The organism is Rathayibacter sp. AY1H2, from assembly GCF_002931985.1.
Classification (GTDB): domain Bacteria; phylum Actinomycetota; class Actinomycetes; order Actinomycetales; family Microbacteriaceae; genus Rathayibacter.
Genome location: NZ_PSUV01000006.1, coordinates 56,881 through 72,571, shown reverse-complemented (window position 1 = coordinate 72,571; position 15,691 = coordinate 56,881). Strand labels below are relative to the sequence as shown.

The window sequence follows — 15,691 nt, the reverse complement described above, 5'->3', positions numbered from 1 at the left end:
CGCAACGCGTTCGTGGTCGTCTCGAACCGCCTCCCCGTGGACCGCGTCGTGGCCGAGGACGGCACCGCCTCCTGGAAGACCTCGCCCGGCGGGCTGGTCACCGCGCTCGAGCCCGTGATGCGCGCGAACGAGGGCGCCTGGGTCGGCTGGCCCGGCGTGGCCGACGAGGAGGTCGCCCCGTTCGTCGACAACGGCGTGCAGATCGTCCCCGTCGCCCTCAGCGCGCAGGAGCTCGAGGACTACTACGAGGGCTTCTCGAACGACACGCTGTGGCCGCTCTACCACGACGTGATCGCGCCCCCGACCTACCACCGCGACTGGTGGGACGCCTACGTGCGGGTCAACCAGCGCTTCGCCGAGGCGGCCGCGGCCGTGACGGAGGAGGACGGCGTGGTCTGGGTGCAGGACTACCAGCTCCAGCTCGTGCCCAAGATGCTGCGGGAGCTCCGGCCCGACGTCACGATCGGCTTCTTCAACCACATCCCGTTCCCGCCCTACGGGATCTTCGCGCAGCTCCCGTGGCGCCGGCAGATCGTCGAGGGCCTGCTCGGCGCCGACGTGATCGGCTTCCAGCGCCAGGGAGACGCGGGCAGCTTCCTCCGCGCGGTCCGGCGCCTGCTCGGCTACGACACCCGCAGCACGGTCGTCGAGGTCCCGGTCGAGGAGGAGGCCGTCGGCGGCACCCGCCGCGTCAACCGCTCGCGGCGCGGGGCGAGCGTGCGCCCGGTCGTCGCCCGGCACTTCCCGATCTCGATCGACTCCGCGTCGTTCGAGGCGATGGCGCGCACCCCCGAGATCCAGGCCCGCGCCGCCGAGATCCGCGCCGAGCTGGGCAACCCCGCGACGATCATGCTCGGCGTCGACCGGCTCGACTACACCAAGGGGATCGGCCACCGCCTGAAGGCCTTCGGCGAGCTCCTGGCGGACGGCCGCCTCACCTCCGAGGACGCGGTGCTGGTGCAGGTCGCGAGCCCGAGCCGCGAGCGCGTGGACACCTACCGGCAGCTGCGCGACGACATCGAGCTGCAGGTCGGCCGGATCAACGGCGACTACAGCACGCTCGGGCACCCGGCGATCAGCTACCTCCATCACGGCTACCCGCGCGAGGAGATGGTGGCGCTCTACCTCGCCGCCGACGTCATGCTCGTGACGGCCCTGCGCGACGGGATGAACCTCGTCGCGAAGGAGTACGTCGCGTCCCGCTTCGACAACGACGGCGTGCTCGTGCTGAGCGAGTTCGCCGGAGCGGCCGACGAGCTCAAGCAGGCCGTGCAGGTGAACCCGCACGACATCTCGGGGCTGAAGGACGCGATGGAGGCCTCGGCGCGGATGCCGCGCGTCGAGCGCACCCGGCGCATGCGCGCGCTCCGTCGCCGCGTGCTCGAGAACGACGTGGCGCGCTGGTCCGAGTCGTTCCTCTCCGCTCTCGCGGAGCACGCGGCCGGCCAGCAGCTCGACGTGCGGCCCGCCGCCCGCGGGCAGGAGGCGCCGCACGGCCAGGAGGCCGAGCACCGCGACGACGCGGCCCACGGACAGGCGGCCGAGCTCGAGCGGGAGGCCACCGACGACCGCGAGCTCGACGGCGGCGCGCGATGAGCGAGGGAGTGCCCGAGCGGCTCGCGGCGGCGCTGCGGGAGCTCGCCGCGACCGAACGGCTCCTGGTGGCCCTCGACTTCGACGGCACCCTCGCGCCCGAGGTCGACGACCCCGCCCGCGCGCGGGCGCTCCCCGAGGCGCGCGAGGCCGTGCTGCGGCTCCTCGCCCTCCCCGGCACCCGGGTCGCGCTGGTCTCCGGCCGGGCGCTCGGGAGCCTGGAGGAGGTCTCGCAGCTGCCGGACGAGGCGCTGCTGGTCGGCTCCCACGGCATCGAGATCCGCCTCGACCCCGAGGAGGACGCGGTCCGGCTCGACGACGACGAGCTCGAGAAGGTGGGAGTGCTCGAGGACGTCCTGAAGGGCATCGCCCGCGGGATCGACAACGTCTGGATCGAGGTCAAGCCCGCCGGCTTCGCCCTGCACACCCGCCTCGCGACCGAGCGCCACAGCCGCGTCGCCCACGTCGTCGCCCTCTCCGAGGCGCGCGCCGAGGTGCAGGGGGTCACCGTCCGCGAGGGCAAGAACGTCCTGGAGTTCTCGGTCCGCTCGACCACCAAGGGCGAGGCCGTGCAGCACCTCCGCCGCTACACCGGCGCGACCGCCGTGCTCTACGCGGGCGACGACGTGACGGACGAGGACGCCTTCGCGGTCCTCGGCTCCGGCGACGTCGGCATCAAGAGCGGCGAGGGCACCACCGCGGCCTCCTACCGGGTCCGCGGTCCCGAGCAGGTCGCGCACGCACTCCGGATGCTCGCCGACCTGCGCGCGGAGTAGCAGCTCCCTCCCGGCGGTCAGCGCCGGCGGGTCCCGGATCGCCGACTCGCCGAGGACGGCCGTCCGCCGAGGCGGGGAGCAGCCGTTCGCGACGGGTCGGAGATCCGCGGGGACGTCCGCATCCGGTGCCGCTGCCGGAGGCCGGGGCCGGGACGGGTGCGCGGGCCGGTCCGGGTCCGCCCGGCGAGCAGGGGCACCGCGCGCGAGGCGGTAGCCTCATCGCATGCCGGAAATCGATTGGAAGCCCCGCTCGCGCACCGTCACGGACGGCATCGAGGCCACGACGTCGCGCGGGATGCTGCGGGCGGTCGGGATGGGCGATGACGACTGGGAGAAGCCCCAGATCGGCATCGCGTCCTCGTGGAACGAGATCACCCCCTGCAACCTCTCGCTCGAGCGCCTCGCGCGCTCCGCGAAGGAGGGCGTGCACTCCGGCGGCGGCTACCCGCTCCAGTTCGGCACCATCTCCGTCTCGGACGGCATCTCGATGGGCCACGAGGGCATGCACTTCTCGCTCGTCTCCCGCGAGGTCATCGCCGACTCCGTCGAGACCGTGATGATGGCCGAGCGCCTGGACGGCACCGTCATGCTGGCCGGCTGCGACAAGTCGCTGCCCGGCATGCTGATGGCCGCGGCCCGCCTCGACCTCGCCGCCGTGTTCGTCTACGCCGGCTCGATCGCCCCGGGCTGGGTCAAGCTCTCGGACGGCACCGAGAAGGACATCACGATCATCGACTCCTTCGAGGCCGTCGGCGGCGTCAAGGCCGGGATCATGTCCGAGGAGAACGCCAAGCGCATCGAGTGCGCCTTCGCCCCGGGCGAGGGATCCTGCGGCGGCATGTACACCGCCAACACCATGGCCAGCGTCGCCGAGGCGCTCGGCATGAGCCTGCCCGGCTCCGCCTCGCCCGCCGCCGCCGACCGCCGCCGCGACTACTTCGCCCGCAAGTCCGGCGAGGCCGTCGTCGAGCTGCTGCGCAACGGCACCACGGCCCGCGACATCCTCACCAAGGAGGCGTTCGAGAACGCGATCGCGGTGGCGATGGCCTTCGGCGGGTCGACCAACGTCATCCTGCACCTGCTCGCGATCGCCAACGAGGCCGAGGTCGACCTCACGATCGACGACTTCAACCGCATCGGCGACACGATCCCGCACATCGGCGACCTCAAGCCCTTCGGCAAGTACGTCATGAACGACGTCGACCGCCACGGCGGCGTCCCGGCCGTGATGAAGGCGCTCCTGGACGCCGGGCTGCTCCACGGCGACTGCCTGACGGTCACCGGGAGAACGGTCGCCGAGAACCTCGCCGCGATGGACATCGCGCCGCTGGACGGCGAGGTCATCCGCACCCTCGACAACCCGATCCACGCGACCGGCGGGCTCACCATCCTCAAGGGCTCGCTCGCCCCCGAGGGCGCGGTCGTCAAGACCGCCGGCTTCGACGCCTCCGTCTTCGAGGGTCCGGCCCGCGTGTTCGAGCGCGAGCGCGCCGCGATGGACGCCCTGACCGAGGGCCGGATCGAGAAGGGCGACGTGGTGGTCATCCGCTACGAGGGCCCCAAGGGCGGCCCCGGCATGCGCGAGATGCTCGCCATCACCGCCGCCATCAAGGGGGCCGGGCTCGGAAAAGATGTACTACTGTTGACGGACGGACGATTCTCAGGCGGCACAACCGGCCTGTGCATCGGCCACATAGCTCCCGAATCGGTGGACGCAGGTCCCATCGCATTCGTTCGCGACGGAGACCCGATTCGGGTCGACATCGCCGCTCGCTCGATCGACCTACTCGTCGACGAGTCCGAGCTCGCCGCCCGCCGAGAAGGCTGGGCCCCTCTCCCTCCGCGCTACACCCGCGGTGTCCTCGCCAAGTACGCCAAGCTCGTCCGCTCGGCAGCCGAGGGCGCCGTCACCGGGTGACCCGGCCCGCTCCGGCCGGCCGCGCACTCGCGTTCCCGGGCACTCGCCTCCGGCTCTGCCCGCCGCCGCACCACCTCCTGAAGGAATCGACACCCGCATGACTCCGGATCCGTCCGCCGTGCAGCCCGCACCGACGCCCCAGCCACCCCGACCCGCCCACGCTCCCGGGGCCGCCCCCGCGGCCGAGGTCCTCACCGGAGCGCAGGCGGTCGTCCGCTCGCTCGAGATGCTCGGGATCGAGGACGTCTTCGGCCTGCCCGGCGGCGCGATCCTCCCGGTCTACGACCCGCTGATGGACTCCTCGAAGATCCGGCACATCCTGGTCCGCCACGAGCAGGGCGCCGGCCACGCCGCCGAGGGCTACGCCTCGGCGACCGGCAGGCTCGGCGTCTGCATCGCGACCTCGGGCCCCGGAGCGACCAACCTGGTCACCGCGATCGCGGACGCCTACATGGACTCGGTCCCGATGCTCGCGATCACCGGCCAGGTGTTCTCGACGCTCATGGGGACCGACGCGTTCCAGGAGGCGGACATCGTCGGCATCACGATGCCGATCACGAAGCACTCCATCCTCGTGACGCGTCCCGAGGACATCCCCTCGGCCCTCGCCTCCGCTGCGCTGATCGCCACCACCGGCCGCCCCGGCCCCGTGCTGGTCGACATCACGAAGGACGCGCAGCAGGACCAGGCGCCGTTCCTCTGGCCGCCGAAGATCGACCTGCCCGGCTACCGTCCGGTCACGAAGGCCCACGGCAAGCAGATCCAGGCCGCGGCCCAGCTGCTGGTCGAGTCGCGGAAGCCGGTGCTCTACGTGGGCGGCGGCATCATCCGCGCCCGCGCGGCCGCCGAGCTGAAGGCGTTCGCCGAGGCCTGCGGCGCTCCCGTGGTGACCACGCTGATGGCGCGCGGAGCGTTCCCGGACTCGCACGAGCAGCACCTGGGCATGCCCGGAATGCACGGCACCGTCCCCGCGGTGCTCGCGCTGCAGGAGGCGGACCTGATCCTCGCGCTGGGCTCGCGCTTCGACGACCGCGTGACCGGCAAGGCGGCGCTCTTCGCGCCCCACGCCAAGGTCGTGCACGTCGACATCGATCCGGCCGAGATCTCCAAGATCCGCACCGCCGACGTGCCGATCGTGGGCGACCTGAAGGACGTCCTCCCGGACCTCACCGACGCGTTCGCCAACGCCTCCGCCGACGGCCGCGCCGACACCTCCGAATGGTGGAGCTACCTCAAGGGCCTGCAGACGGAGTTCCCGCTCGGCTACACCGAGCCGAACGACGGCCTGCTCTCGCCGCAGTACGTCATCAAGCGCATCGGCGAGATCACCGGCCCCGAGGGCGTCTTCGCCTCCGGCGTCGGCCAGCACCAGATGTGGGCGGCGCAGTTCATCAAGTACGAGCGCCCCAACTCGTGGCTGAACTCCGGCGGCGCCGGCACCATGGGCTACTCCGTGCCCGCGGCGATGGGCGCCAAGGTCGGCGAGCCCGAGCGCACCGTGTGGGCGATCGACGGCGACGGCTGCTTCCAGATGACCAATCAGGAGCTCGCCACCTGCACGATCAACGACATCCCGATCAAGGTCGCGGTGATCAACAACTCCTCGCTCGGCATGGTGCGCCAGTGGCAGACCCTGTTCTACGAGGGCCGCTACTCCAACACCGACCTCAACACGGGGCACGACACCGTCCGGGTGCCCGACTTCGTGAAGCTCGCCGACGCCTACGGCGCGCTCGGCATCCGCGTCACGAAGCCGGAGGAGATCGACGACGCCATCCGCCTCGCCATCGCCACCAACGACCGGCCCGTGGTGATCGACTTCGTCGTCAGCCGCGACTCCATGGTCTGGCCGATGGTCCCGCAGGGCGTCTCCAACAGCTACGTCCAGTACGCCCGAGACCACAGCCCGACCTGGGACGACGAGGAGTAGACCCGCATGACGCACCACGTTCTCTCCCTGCTCGTCGAGGACAAGCCGGGACTGCTCACCCGTGTCGCCGGGCTGTTCGCCCGCCGCGGCTTCAACATCGAGTCGCTGGCGGTCGGTCCGACCGAGCTGGCCGGGCTCTCGCGCATCACGGTCGCCGTGGACGTCGAGGACCTGCCGCTCGAGCAGGTCACGAAGCAGCTCAACAAGCTCGTCAACGTGATCAAGATCGTCGAGCTCGACACCGACCAGTCGGTCCAGCGCGAGCACCTGCTCGTCAAGGTCCGCGTCGACAACGTCACGCGCTCGCAGGTGCTCGAGGCCGTCACGCTCTTCCGCGCCCGCGTGGTCGACGTCGCAACGGACGCCCTGGTGATCGAGGTCACCGGCGACACCGGCAAGACCAACGCGTTCCTGCGGGTGATCGAGCCCTACGGCATCAAGGAGATCGCGCAGTCGGGCCTGCTCGCCATCGGGCGCGGCTCCAAGTCGATCACCGAGCGCGTCTTCAAGAACTGACCGCGAACTCTCCACTACAGAAAAGGACTCACCACGTGACCGAGCTCATCTACGACGCCGACGCCGACCTCTCCATCATCCAGTCCAAGAAGGTCGCGATCGTCGGCTACGGCTCGCAGGGCCACGCGCACGCGCAGAACCTCCGCGACTCCGGCGTCCAGGTCGTCATCGCGCTGAAGGAGGGGTCGAAGTCGACCGCCAAGGCCGAGGACGACGGCTTCGAGGTCAAGAGCGTCGCCGACGCCGCGGCCTGGGCCGACCTGATCATGATCCTCGCGCCAGACCAGCACCAGCGCGCGATCTACAGCGAGCAGATCGCCTCCGCGCTGACCGAGGGCAAGACCCTCGCCTTCGCGCACGGCTTCAACATCCGCTTCGGCTACATCGAGGCGCCCGCGGGCGTCGACGTCATCCTCATCGCGCCGAAGGCCCCCGGCCACACCGTGCGCCGCGAGTTCGTCGCCGGCCGCGGCATCCCGGACATCATCGCCGTCGAGAACGACGCGACCGGCACCGCCTGGGAGACCGCGAAGTCCTACGCGAAGGCCATCGGCGGCACCCGCGCCGGCGTCATCAAGACCACCTTCACCGAGGAGACCGAGACCGACCTGTTCGGCGAGCAGGCCGTGCTCTGCGGCGGCACCTCGCAGCTCGTCCAGTACGGCTTCGAGACCCTCGTCGAGGCCGGCTACCAGCCCGAGATCGCCTACTTCGAGGTGCTGCACGAGCTCAAGCTCATCGTCGACCTCATGTGGGAGGGCGGCATCGCCAAGCAGCGCTGGAGCGTCTCCGACACCGCCGAGTACGGCGACTACGTCTCCGGCCCGCGCGTCATCGACCCGCGCGTGAAGGAGAACATGAAGGCCGTCCTCGGCGACATCCAGAGCGGCGCCTTCGCGAAGCGCTTCATCGGCGACCAGGACGCGGGCGGACCCGAGTTCCAGGAGCTGCGCGCCAAGGGCGAGAAGCACCCGATCGAGGAGACCGGCCGCGAGCTGCGCAAGCTCTTCGCCTGGAAGCAGACCGACGAGGACTACACCGACGGCAGCGTCGCGCGCTAGTCGCACCGCGTCGACCGGGGGAGCCCCGGCCCGACGAGGGACCCGTCCACCGGGATCCCCTCGCCGGGCCGGGGCTCCTCCGCGTCCGGGGCGCGACTACCGCTCGAGCTCGCGGACGAGACGGCGGAGACCGCCCTTCGGCGGGACGAGGACGGGGTCCGGCCACCGGGGCGAGAGGTGGTCGCCGAGCGTGACCCGGCGCAGCTTGCGGCCGACGAGGGGGAGGACCCAGTCGGCGGCCCAGCGGCGCTGCTCGCGCAGCCGTGCGCGGAGGCGGAGCGGCTCGGGGGCGTCCCAGGGCCCGGTCGAGATCGTGTGCGGCACGCCGAGCGTGTCGAGCACGCGGCCGGCCAGGACGCGGTGGCCGCGCTTGGAGAGGTGCATCCGGTCGGGCGACCAGAGCACGGGGGAGTGGAACTCCCGCATCGCCCAGTAGTCGACGAGGATCGCGCCCCGCTCGCGGGCGATCCGGCGGACGGCGCTGTTGTAGAGGTGGTTGCGGCGCAGGAACATCCGCGGGGCGGGCAGTCCCGGGATGTCGACGCCGGTGAAGAGCACGAGGGAGGCGCCGGTGGTCGCGAGCGCGTCGACGAGCGCCTCGTAGCGGGTGATCAGATCGACGGTGTCGGTGCCGAGGTCGAGGATGTCGTTGCCGCCGGCGTACAGCGTGATCAGGGTGGGGCGGAGCGCGAGGGCGGGCGCGAGCTGGTCCTCGGTGATCTGGGCGAGGCGCTTCGAGCGGACGGCGAGGTTCGCGTACTCCCAGCCCGGCTCGGCCTTCGCCAGGCGCTCGGCGACGCGGTCGGCCCAGCCGCGCACTCCGTTCGGCAGGCGCGGGTGCGGGTCGCCGACCCCCTCCGTGAAGGAGTCGCCGAGGGCGACGAAGCGGCGGCGGCGGTCGTCCATCCGCTCAGCCTCGCCCCCGGGGGAGGACGCGGGGTGTCCGCCGGGTGTCGGGGAGGCGGCGGCGGGCTCCGAGCCTCCTGCGAGGTGCGCGCGGCTAGGGTGTTGCGGTGATCGATGGTGGACCGGGCCGCTCCCCGGAGGACGACGACGCGGCGACCCCGCCGGTGGACCGCGGGCCGGACGCCGGCCCGGAGGACGACGCCGACGACGAGGCCCTGGAGTGGGCTGGCGAGGGCGCGGACCCGACGCTCGCCGCGGGGACGGCGCGCGTGCGCCGGACGCCCCGCGCGGTCGCGGGGGCGGGCCAGGCGGACGACGGCTCGGACGACGACGACTCCGAGGACGAGGACCCCGACGACGAGGCCGCGTCCTCGTCCGCTCTGCTGATCGCCGCGGGCATCGCGGCCGGCCTCTACCTCCTGTACGCCATCGCCTGGGCGATCACGGCGACGCGGGAGTCGCCGGTCGCCGCGGCCGGCTTCGCGGGCGATGCGCTCGGCGGCGCCCTCTACTCGCTCGGGCTCTGGCTGGCGGTCCTGGCGCCGCCGGTGTGGTTCGCCGTGGTGCTCCTCGCCACCCGCGACTCCCGGGTGCGCACCCGCGTGCTCTGGCTGGTCACCGGACTCGTCCTCCTCGCTCCGCTGCCGTTCCTCAAGGGGGCCTGATGACCGACTCGACCCGGGCCACCCTCGGCGGGACCGGCCGGCGCGACCGGCCCGGCCGGCGCCTGGCCGCCTCCGTCCTCGTCGCCGTGGTGTTCGCGCTCTTCTTCGCCTGGGACGTCTGGGAGGCGGTCGGCAACCTGATCGGCCTGCGCAGCTACGCGGCCTCCCTCGGCACCGACCTGGATCCGACGGGCTGGGCGGTGCTCCTGCTCGGCCTGGTGCTGCCGGTCGCCTGCTTCGTCGCCGCCGTCCTGCTCGGCCGCCGCCGGGGGCTCCCGGCGCGCGTCGGACTGCTCGCGGCGGCCCTCTGCCTCTCGGCGGCGCTCTCGCTCGACGTGCAGCTCGTCCTCGGCGTCGAGAGCCTGGTCTCGCTGAGCTGACCGGCGGCGTCACACGGCGCGGGGCGCGCGCACCCCTCCGCTACAGTGACGGGGGGCTGCCGACGCCCCCGCCTCGGTGCCCGCTCCGTCCCCTCTCCGAAGGAAGCGCCTCTCGTGACAAAGCCGGTCGTCCTGATCGCCGAAGAACTCTCGCCCGCCACCGTGGACGCGCTCGGTCCCGACTTCGAGATCCGCTCCGTGGACGGCACCGACCGCCCGGCGCTGCTCGAGGCCCTCGCCACGGCGCACGCGATCCTGGTGCGCTCCGCGACGCAGGTCGACGCGGAGGCGATCGCCGCGGCCCCCTCGCTCCAGGTGATCGCCCGCGCCGGTGTGGGCCTGGACAACGTCGACATCACCGCCGCGACCGCCGCGGGCGTCATGGTCGTGAACGCGCCGACCTCGAACATCATCTCGGCCGCCGAGCTCACCGTCGGTCACATCCTGAGCCTCGCCCGCCACATCCCCGCCGCTCACAGCGCGCTCGCGCAGGGCCTCTGGAAGCGCTCGAAGTACACGGGCGTCGAGCTCTACGAGAAGACCGTCGGCATCATCGGCCTCGGCCGCATCGGCGCGCTGATCACCGCGCGCCTGCAGGCCTTCGGCGTGAACGTCGTCGCCTACGACCCCTACGTGACCAGCGCCCGCGCGCAGCAGCTCGGCGTCACGCTCCTCTCCCTGGAGGAGCTGCTGGCCGAGAGCGACTTCATCACGATCCACATGCCGAGGACCCCCGAGACGACGGGCATGATCTCGGACGATCAGCTGGCGCTGATGAAGCCGTCGGCGTTCATCGTGAACGTGGCCCGCGGCGGCCTCATCGACGAGGACGCGCTGCACCGCGCGCTCGTCGCGAAGACCATCGCCGGCGCCGGACTCGACGTGTTCGTCAAGGAGCCGCCGACCGGATCGCCGCTGCTCGCCCTCGAGAACGTGGTCGTCACTCCGCACCTCGGGGCCTCGACCGACGAGGCGCAGGAGAAGGCCGGCGTCTCGGTCGCCCGCTCGGTGCGCCTGGCGCTCTCGGGCGAGCTCGTGCCGGACGCCGTGAACGTCGCCGGCGGCGTGATCGACGAGTACGTGCGCCCCGGCATCCCGCTGGTCGAGAAGCTCGGCCAGGTCTTCTCGGGCCTCGCGGACTCGCCGGTCACCTCCATCGACGTCGAGGTGCGCGGCGAGCTGGCCGGCTACGACGTGAAGGTCCTCAAGCTGGCGGCTCTCAAGGGCGTGTTCACCAACGTGGTCTCGGAGACGGTGTCCTACGTCAACGCGCCGGTGCTCGCGGAGCAGCGCGGCATCGAGGTGCGCCTGATCACGGAGCCGGTCTCGGACGAGTACCGCAACGTGATCACGCTGCGCGGCGCGCTCTCGGACGGCTCGCAGATCTCGGTCTCGGGCACGCTGACCGGCACCAAGCAGGTCGAGAAGATCGTGGCGATCAACGGCTACGACGTCGAGGTCCCCCTCGCGAAGCACCTCGTCGTCATGAGCTACGTCGACCGCCCCGGGATCGTCGCGGTCTACGGCCGCGAGTTCGGCGACGCCGCGGTCAACATCGCGGGCATGCAGATCGCGCGCACCGAGGCGGGCGGCAAGGCGCTCTCGGTGATCACCATCGACTCCCCCGCCCCGGACGGCCTGCTCGAGAAGGTCCGCGTCGCGATCGACGCCGACCTCATGCAGGAGATCGACATCACCGAGCAGTGAGCACCCGGCGGTTCGCTCAGGTCGACGTCTTCGGCGCCGCGCCGTTCCGGGGCAACCCGGTGGCGGTCGTCGTCGACGGCGACGGCGTGGGCGACGCCGCGATGGCGGAGTTCGCGCGCTGGACGAACCTCTCCGAGACGACCTTCCTCCTCCGCCCGAGCGACCCCGCGGCCGACTACCGGCTGCGGATCTTCACGCCGGGCGGGGAGCTGCCCTTCGCCGGGCACCCGACCCTCGGGAGCGCGCACGCCTGGCTCGCGGCCGGAGGGACGGCCCGCGCGGCGGGGGAGCTCGTGCAGGAGTGCGCCGCGGGTCTCGTCCGACTGCGGGTGACGGAGGAGGGCATCGCCTTCGCCGCCCCTCCCCGCCGGCGGACCGGACCGGTCGACGAGGCGACGCTCGAGCGGGTGGCCGCGGCTCTGCGGATCCCGCGCGCGGAGATCCTCGACCACGAGTGGGTCGACAACGGTCCCGGCTGGCTGGCCGTGCGGCTCGCGTCGGCGGAGCAGGTCCTCGCGCTGCGGCCGGACCAGGCTCGCCTCGCCGGGCTCCCCGTCGGCGTCGTGGGCGAGCATCCGGCGGGAGGCGAGTGCGCGGTCGAGGTGCGGGCGTTCATCCCCGACGCCGGTGTGTCCGAGGACCCGGTGACGGGGAGCCTCAACGCGGGGATCGCCCAGTGGCTGATCGGCAGCGGCGTGCTGCCCGAGCGCTACACGGCCGCCCAGGGGGCGGCGCTGGGCCGAGCCGGGCGCGTGCGCGTCGAGAGCACGGACGGCGCGATCTGGATCGGCGGCGCGACGGTGACCCTGATCGACGGGGTCGTCGAGCTGTAGCGGGTCCGCCGGGGCGGCGCGGCTCAGCTCCCGAGGAGGCGCTGGACGACCGCGAGGACGTCCTCGGCCTCGCCGCGCGACGGCGAGCCCGTGGGGAGCAGGGCGGAGTTGTAGTAGAGCCCGTCGCTCATCAGGACGATCGCCCGGGCGACGAGCGGGTCGCCCACGGCGTCGGCGACCACCTCGTTCCAGCTGTCGTGGATCCGCGCGAGGCCGCCGCTGGCGCGCTCGTCGTGCCCCTGCGCGATGCGCGACACGGCGAGGATCGTGCGGTCGAAGGCCGAGTCTGCGGCGAAGGAGGTGCGCAGCAGGTAGGCGACCACGCCCTCGGGAGCAGCGAGGCTCTGCGCGACGTCCGCCTCCCGCCGCGCGTCGAGGCGCTGCAGGAGCCCGTCGACGAGGGCGTCCTTCGAGGGGAAGTGGTAGAGCAGCCCGCCCTTGGAGACTCCGGCCTCGCGGGCGACGGCGTCGAGGGTCGCGGCGCGCTCGCCCTGCTCGATGAGGAGCTGCTCGAACGCGTCGAGGACGCGGTCGCGGGCGGGGGCAGGAGGCACGGCGACCATCCTACGGCGGATCAGTGGCGACTGTACCGGCTGGACGGTATACTCGCTCCGTTCTCCTCTGAAAGGTCGTCCCCGTGTCCGCGCGCACCGCTCCCGTCTCCACCCACGACACCGCCGGCGCCGCCGACAGGGTCGGGCGACGCGCCTGGGTGGCGCTCGCGGTGCTGATGCTCCCGGTGCTGCTGGTCTCGGTCGACAACACGGTGCTGAACTTCGCGCTCCCCTCGATAGCCGAGGATCTGGGCCCCTCCGGCACCGAGCTGCTGTGGATCGTCGACGCCTACCCGCTGGTGCTCGCGGGCCTGCTGGTGGCGATGGGCAGCCTCGGCGACCGCGTCGGGCGGCGGCGCCTCCTGCTGGTCGGCGCGGTCGGCTTCGTCGCCGTCTCGGTCGTGGCCGCGTTCGCTCCCACCGCCGCGGCGCTCATCGGCGCCCGCGCGGCACTGGGCTTCTTCGGCGCGATGCTGATGCCCTCGACGCTCTCGCTCCTGCGCAGCGTCTTCCCCGACCGCGACCAGCGCCGCCTCGCGATCGCGATCTGGGCGACCGGCTTCGCCGTGGGCTCGGGCATCGGCCCGCTGGTCGGCGGCGTGCTGCTCGAGCACTTCCCCTGGGGGTCGGTGTTCCTGCTCGCGGTGCCCGTGCTGCTCCCGCTGGTCGTCCTGGTGCCGATCCTGGTGCCGGAGTCGCGCGACCCGCAGCCCGGCCCGGTCGACGTGGTCAGCATCCTGCTGTCGCTGGCGACCATGGCGCCGGTCGTCTACGCGGTGAAGTCCTTCGCCGAGCACGGGATCGACGCGGTCGGCGTCGCGGCGCTCGTCGTGGGCGTCGTCTCGGGAGTTCTGTTCGTCCGCCGCCAGCAGCGCCGGGCCTCGCCGATGCTCGATCTCTCGCTCTTCCGCCGCGGCTCGTTCAGTGCGGCGATCGTGGTCAACCTCCTCAGCGTCACCGCGCTGGTCGGCGGGCTCTTCTTCCTCTCGCAGCACCTGCAGCTCGTGGTCGGGCTCTCGCCCCTGGAGGCGGGCCTCGTGCTCGTGCCGGGCCTCGCCGTGATGATCCTGGCCGGGCTCGGCGTTGTGCCGATCGCGCGCCGCGTCGCTCCGCGCCTCGTCGTCCCGGCCGGACTGCTGGTCTCGGCCGTCGGGTACATCCTGCTGGCCCTCGGCAGCGGGGCGCCCGGAGGAGCGTCCGCGCTCACCGTCGCCGTCGCCTTCGCGTTCCTCGGCCTGGGCATCGGTGCGGCCGAGACGGTGTCGAACGAGCTGATCCTGGCCAACGCGCCCGCCGACAAGGCCGGTGCGGCCTCCGCCGTCTCCGAGACCGCCTACGAGCTCGGTGCCGTCCTCGGCACCGCGACGCTCGGCACGGTCCTCACCGCCGTGTACCGCGGGGGAGTCGTGCTGCCCGAGGGCCTCGACGCCGCGCAGGCGCAGCGGGCCGGGGAGACCCTCGGCGGCGCCGTCTCGGTCGCCGGCGAGCTGCCCGCCGACTCCGCCGCGAGCCTCGTCGCGTCGGCGAGCGCGGCGTTCGACTCGGGCGTCGGCTGGTCGGCCTGGCTCGGTGTCGTCCTCGTGCTGGCCGCCGCCGCGGTCGGCGCCTGGCGCCTCCGCCGGAGCTGACGCTCCTCCTCTCCTCCCGAGGGAGGCCGCCCGGGACGCGCAGCGCCTCCCGGGCGGCCCTCGCCAGCCCGACGGGGGCGCGTGCCCCGGACCGCGGCGCGGGCGGGCCGCGAGTACGCTGGGGGGACTCCGACCCCGTACGCCTGAGGACCGCCATGCCCCGCACCGTGAAGCTCGCCGTCATCCCCGGAGACGGGATCGGGCCCGAGGTGACCGCCGAGGCCGTCAAGGTCCTCGACGCCGTCACCGCCGACTCCGACCTGGTGCTCGAGACGACCACCTTCTCGCTCGGCGCCGCCCGCTACCTCGAGACCGGCGACGTCCTCACCGACGAGGACCTCGCGGCGATCGCGGGGCACGACGCGATCCTCCTGGGCGCCGTCGGCGGAGCACCGGGGGACCCGCGCCTCCGGGACGCGAACATCGAGCGCGGGCTGCTCCTGCGGCTGCGCTTCGAGCTCGACCACTACGTCAACCTGCGGCCGACCCGTCTCTACGCGGGCGTCCCCTCGCCGCTCGCGGCTCCCGGCGAGGTCGACTTCGTGGTCGTCCGCGAGGGCACGGAGGGGCCCTACGTCGGTACCGGCGGCTCGATCCGGCAGGGCACCCCGCACGAGGTCGCCAACGAGGTGTCGGTCAACACCGCCTACGGGGTCGAGCGCGTCGTCCGACACGCGTTCGAGCTCGCCCGCACGCGCCGCTCCCGGCTGACGCTCGTCCACAAGACGAACGTCCTCGTCTTCTCCGGCTCGCTCTGGAAGCGGATCGTCGACGAGGTGGGGGCCGCCTTCGAGGACGTGGCCGTCGACTACCTCCACGTGGACGCCGCCACGATCTTCCTCGTGACCGACCCTGCTAGGTTCGACGTCATCGTCACCGACAACCTCTTCGGCGACATCCTGACCGATCTGGCCGGCGCGATCAGCGGCGGCATCGGACTCGCGGCCTCGGGCAACATCAACCCCGACGGCGCGTTCCCCAGCATGTTCGAGCCGGTCCACGGATCCGCGCCCGACATCGCAGGACGGCAGCTCGCCGACCCGACCGCCGCGATCCTCTCGGCCGCGATGCTGCTGGACCACCTCGGCCGGAGCGACGAGGCCGCCCGCGTCACCGCGGCCGTGACCGCCGACATCGAGTCGCGCGACGGCACCCCGCGCTCCACGGCCGCGATCGGCGACTCCGTCGTCGCCCGCCTCCGCTGATCCCCCGCAGAAGGACACC

Annotated in this window: 14 protein-coding genes; 12 read left to right on the top strand and 2 right to left on the bottom strand. The window is 72.7% G+C overall.

What is annotated here, in order from left to right:
* Positions 1-12: 12 nt before the first annotated feature.
* From C5C29_RS06485 to ilvC, 6 genes are all read left to right on the top strand, one after another.
* The gene (locus C5C29_RS06485) at positions 13-1,596 is read left to right on the top strand and encodes a trehalose-6-phosphate synthase (protein WP_104223544.1); all 1,584 of its coding nucleotides are present in this window, start codon (positions 13-15) and stop codon (positions 1,594-1,596) included.
* Positions 1,593-2,369, top strand: a complete 777-nt coding sequence (gene otsB / locus C5C29_RS06480; RefSeq protein WP_104223543.1) for a trehalose-phosphatase — start codon at positions 1,593-1,595, stop codon at positions 2,367-2,369. Before C5C29_RS06485 ends, otsB begins: the two co-directional genes overlap by 4 nt.
* A gap of 223 nt (positions 2,370-2,592) precedes the next feature.
* Positions 2,593-4,287 carry a dihydroxy-acid dehydratase gene (gene ilvD, locus C5C29_RS06475; protein ID WP_104223542.1) on the top strand — a complete coding sequence of 565 codons (1,695 nt, stop codon included), beginning with the start codon at positions 2,593-2,595 and terminating at the stop codon, positions 4,285-4,287.
* Between the two features lie 97 nt (positions 4,288-4,384).
* On the top strand, positions 4,385-6,217 hold the full coding sequence (locus C5C29_RS06470; RefSeq protein ID WP_104223541.1) for an acetolactate synthase large subunit: 1,833 nt from the start codon (positions 4,385-4,387) through the stop codon (positions 6,215-6,217).
* 6 nt (positions 6,218-6,223) lie between these two features.
* The gene (gene ilvN, locus C5C29_RS06465; protein WP_104223540.1) at positions 6,224-6,733 is read left to right on the top strand and encodes an acetolactate synthase small subunit; all 510 of its coding nucleotides are present in this window, start codon (positions 6,224-6,226) and stop codon (positions 6,731-6,733) included.
* A 35-nt stretch (positions 6,734-6,768) separates the two neighbouring features.
* On the top strand, positions 6,769-7,794 hold the full coding sequence (ilvC, locus tag C5C29_RS06460) for a ketol-acid reductoisomerase (RefSeq protein ID WP_104223539.1): 1,026 nt from the start codon (positions 6,769-6,771) through the stop codon (positions 7,792-7,794).
* Positions 7,795-7,890: 96 nt separating this feature from the next.
* Here ilvC and C5C29_RS06455 read toward each other — a convergent pair whose 3' ends face one another.
* Positions 7,891-8,700, bottom strand: a complete 810-nt coding sequence (locus C5C29_RS06455) for an SGNH/GDSL hydrolase family protein (RefSeq protein ID WP_104223538.1) — start codon at positions 8,698-8,700, stop codon at positions 7,891-7,893.
* Positions 8,701-8,807: 107 nt separating this feature from the next.
* Between C5C29_RS06455 and C5C29_RS06450 the strand changes: the two genes are divergently transcribed.
* The 4 genes from C5C29_RS06450 to C5C29_RS06435 all read left to right on the top strand — a co-directional run bounded on the left by C5C29_RS06450 (position 8,808) and on the right by C5C29_RS06435 (position 12,285).
* Positions 8,808-9,365, top strand: coding sequence for a hypothetical protein (locus C5C29_RS06450; protein ID WP_104223537.1), 558 nt, complete (start codon positions 8,808-8,810; stop codon positions 9,363-9,365).
* Positions 9,365-9,745 (top strand): hypothetical protein, encoded by a 381-nt coding sequence (locus C5C29_RS06445; RefSeq protein ID WP_104223536.1) that lies wholly within the window; start codon positions 9,365-9,367, stop codon positions 9,743-9,745. Before C5C29_RS06450 ends, C5C29_RS06445 begins: the two co-directional genes overlap by 1 nt.
* Before the next feature lie 114 nt (positions 9,746-9,859).
* The gene (gene serA, locus C5C29_RS06440; protein WP_104223535.1) at positions 9,860-11,452 is read left to right on the top strand and encodes a phosphoglycerate dehydrogenase; all 1,593 of its coding nucleotides are present in this window, start codon (positions 9,860-9,862) and stop codon (positions 11,450-11,452) included.
* Complete coding sequence (locus C5C29_RS06435; RefSeq protein WP_104223534.1) at positions 11,449-12,285, top strand: PhzF family phenazine biosynthesis protein; 837 nt, start codon at positions 11,449-11,451, stop codon at positions 12,283-12,285. The genes serA and C5C29_RS06435 overlap by 4 nt, the downstream gene beginning before the upstream one ends.
* A gap of 23 nt (positions 12,286-12,308) precedes the next feature.
* Here C5C29_RS06435 and C5C29_RS06430 read toward each other — a convergent pair whose 3' ends face one another.
* Complete coding sequence (locus C5C29_RS06430) at positions 12,309-12,848, bottom strand: TetR/AcrR family transcriptional regulator (protein WP_104239274.1); 540 nt, start codon at positions 12,846-12,848, stop codon at positions 12,309-12,311.
* A 74-nt stretch (positions 12,849-12,922) separates the two neighbouring features.
* Here C5C29_RS06430 and C5C29_RS06425 point away from each other — a divergent pair, with 74 nt between their 5' ends.
* Both C5C29_RS06425 and C5C29_RS06420 read left to right on the top strand, forming a co-directional pair.
* Positions 12,923-14,467 (top strand): MFS transporter, encoded by a 1,545-nt coding sequence (locus tag C5C29_RS06425; RefSeq protein ID WP_258062258.1) that lies wholly within the window; start codon positions 12,923-12,925, stop codon positions 14,465-14,467.
* Positions 14,468-14,622: 155 nt separating this feature from the next.
* Positions 14,623-15,672, top strand: a complete 1,050-nt coding sequence (locus C5C29_RS06420) for a 3-isopropylmalate dehydrogenase (RefSeq protein WP_104223533.1) — start codon at positions 14,623-14,625, stop codon at positions 15,670-15,672.
* The last annotated feature ends 19 nt before the right edge of the window (positions 15,673-15,691 follow it).

Coding starts and splice junctions, on each gene's coding strand:
- otsB (WP_104223543.1), top strand. CDS start 1,593: ATGAGCGAGGGAGTGCCCGAGCGGCTCGCGGCGGCGCTGCGGGAGCTC.
- ilvD (WP_104223542.1), top strand. CDS start 2,593: ATGCCGGAAATCGATTGGAAGCCCCGCTCGCGCACCGTCACGGACGGC.
- C5C29_RS06470 (WP_104223541.1), top strand. CDS start 4,385: ATGACTCCGGATCCGTCCGCCGTGCAGCCCGCACCGACGCCCCAGCCA.
- ilvN (WP_104223540.1), top strand. CDS start 6,224: ATGACGCACCACGTTCTCTCCCTGCTCGTCGAGGACAAGCCGGGACTG.
- C5C29_RS06455 (WP_104223538.1), bottom strand. CDS start 8,700: ATGGACGACCGCCGCCGCCGCTTCGTCGCCCTCGGCGACTCCTTCACG.
- C5C29_RS06445 (WP_104223536.1), top strand. CDS start 9,365: ATGACCGACTCGACCCGGGCCACCCTCGGCGGGACCGGCCGGCGCGAC.
- C5C29_RS06430 (WP_104239274.1), bottom strand. CDS start 12,848: ATGGTCGCCGTGCCTCCTGCCCCCGCCCGCGACCGCGTCCTCGACGCG.
- C5C29_RS06420 (WP_104223533.1), top strand. CDS start 14,623: ATGCCCCGCACCGTGAAGCTCGCCGTCATCCCCGGAGACGGGATCGGG.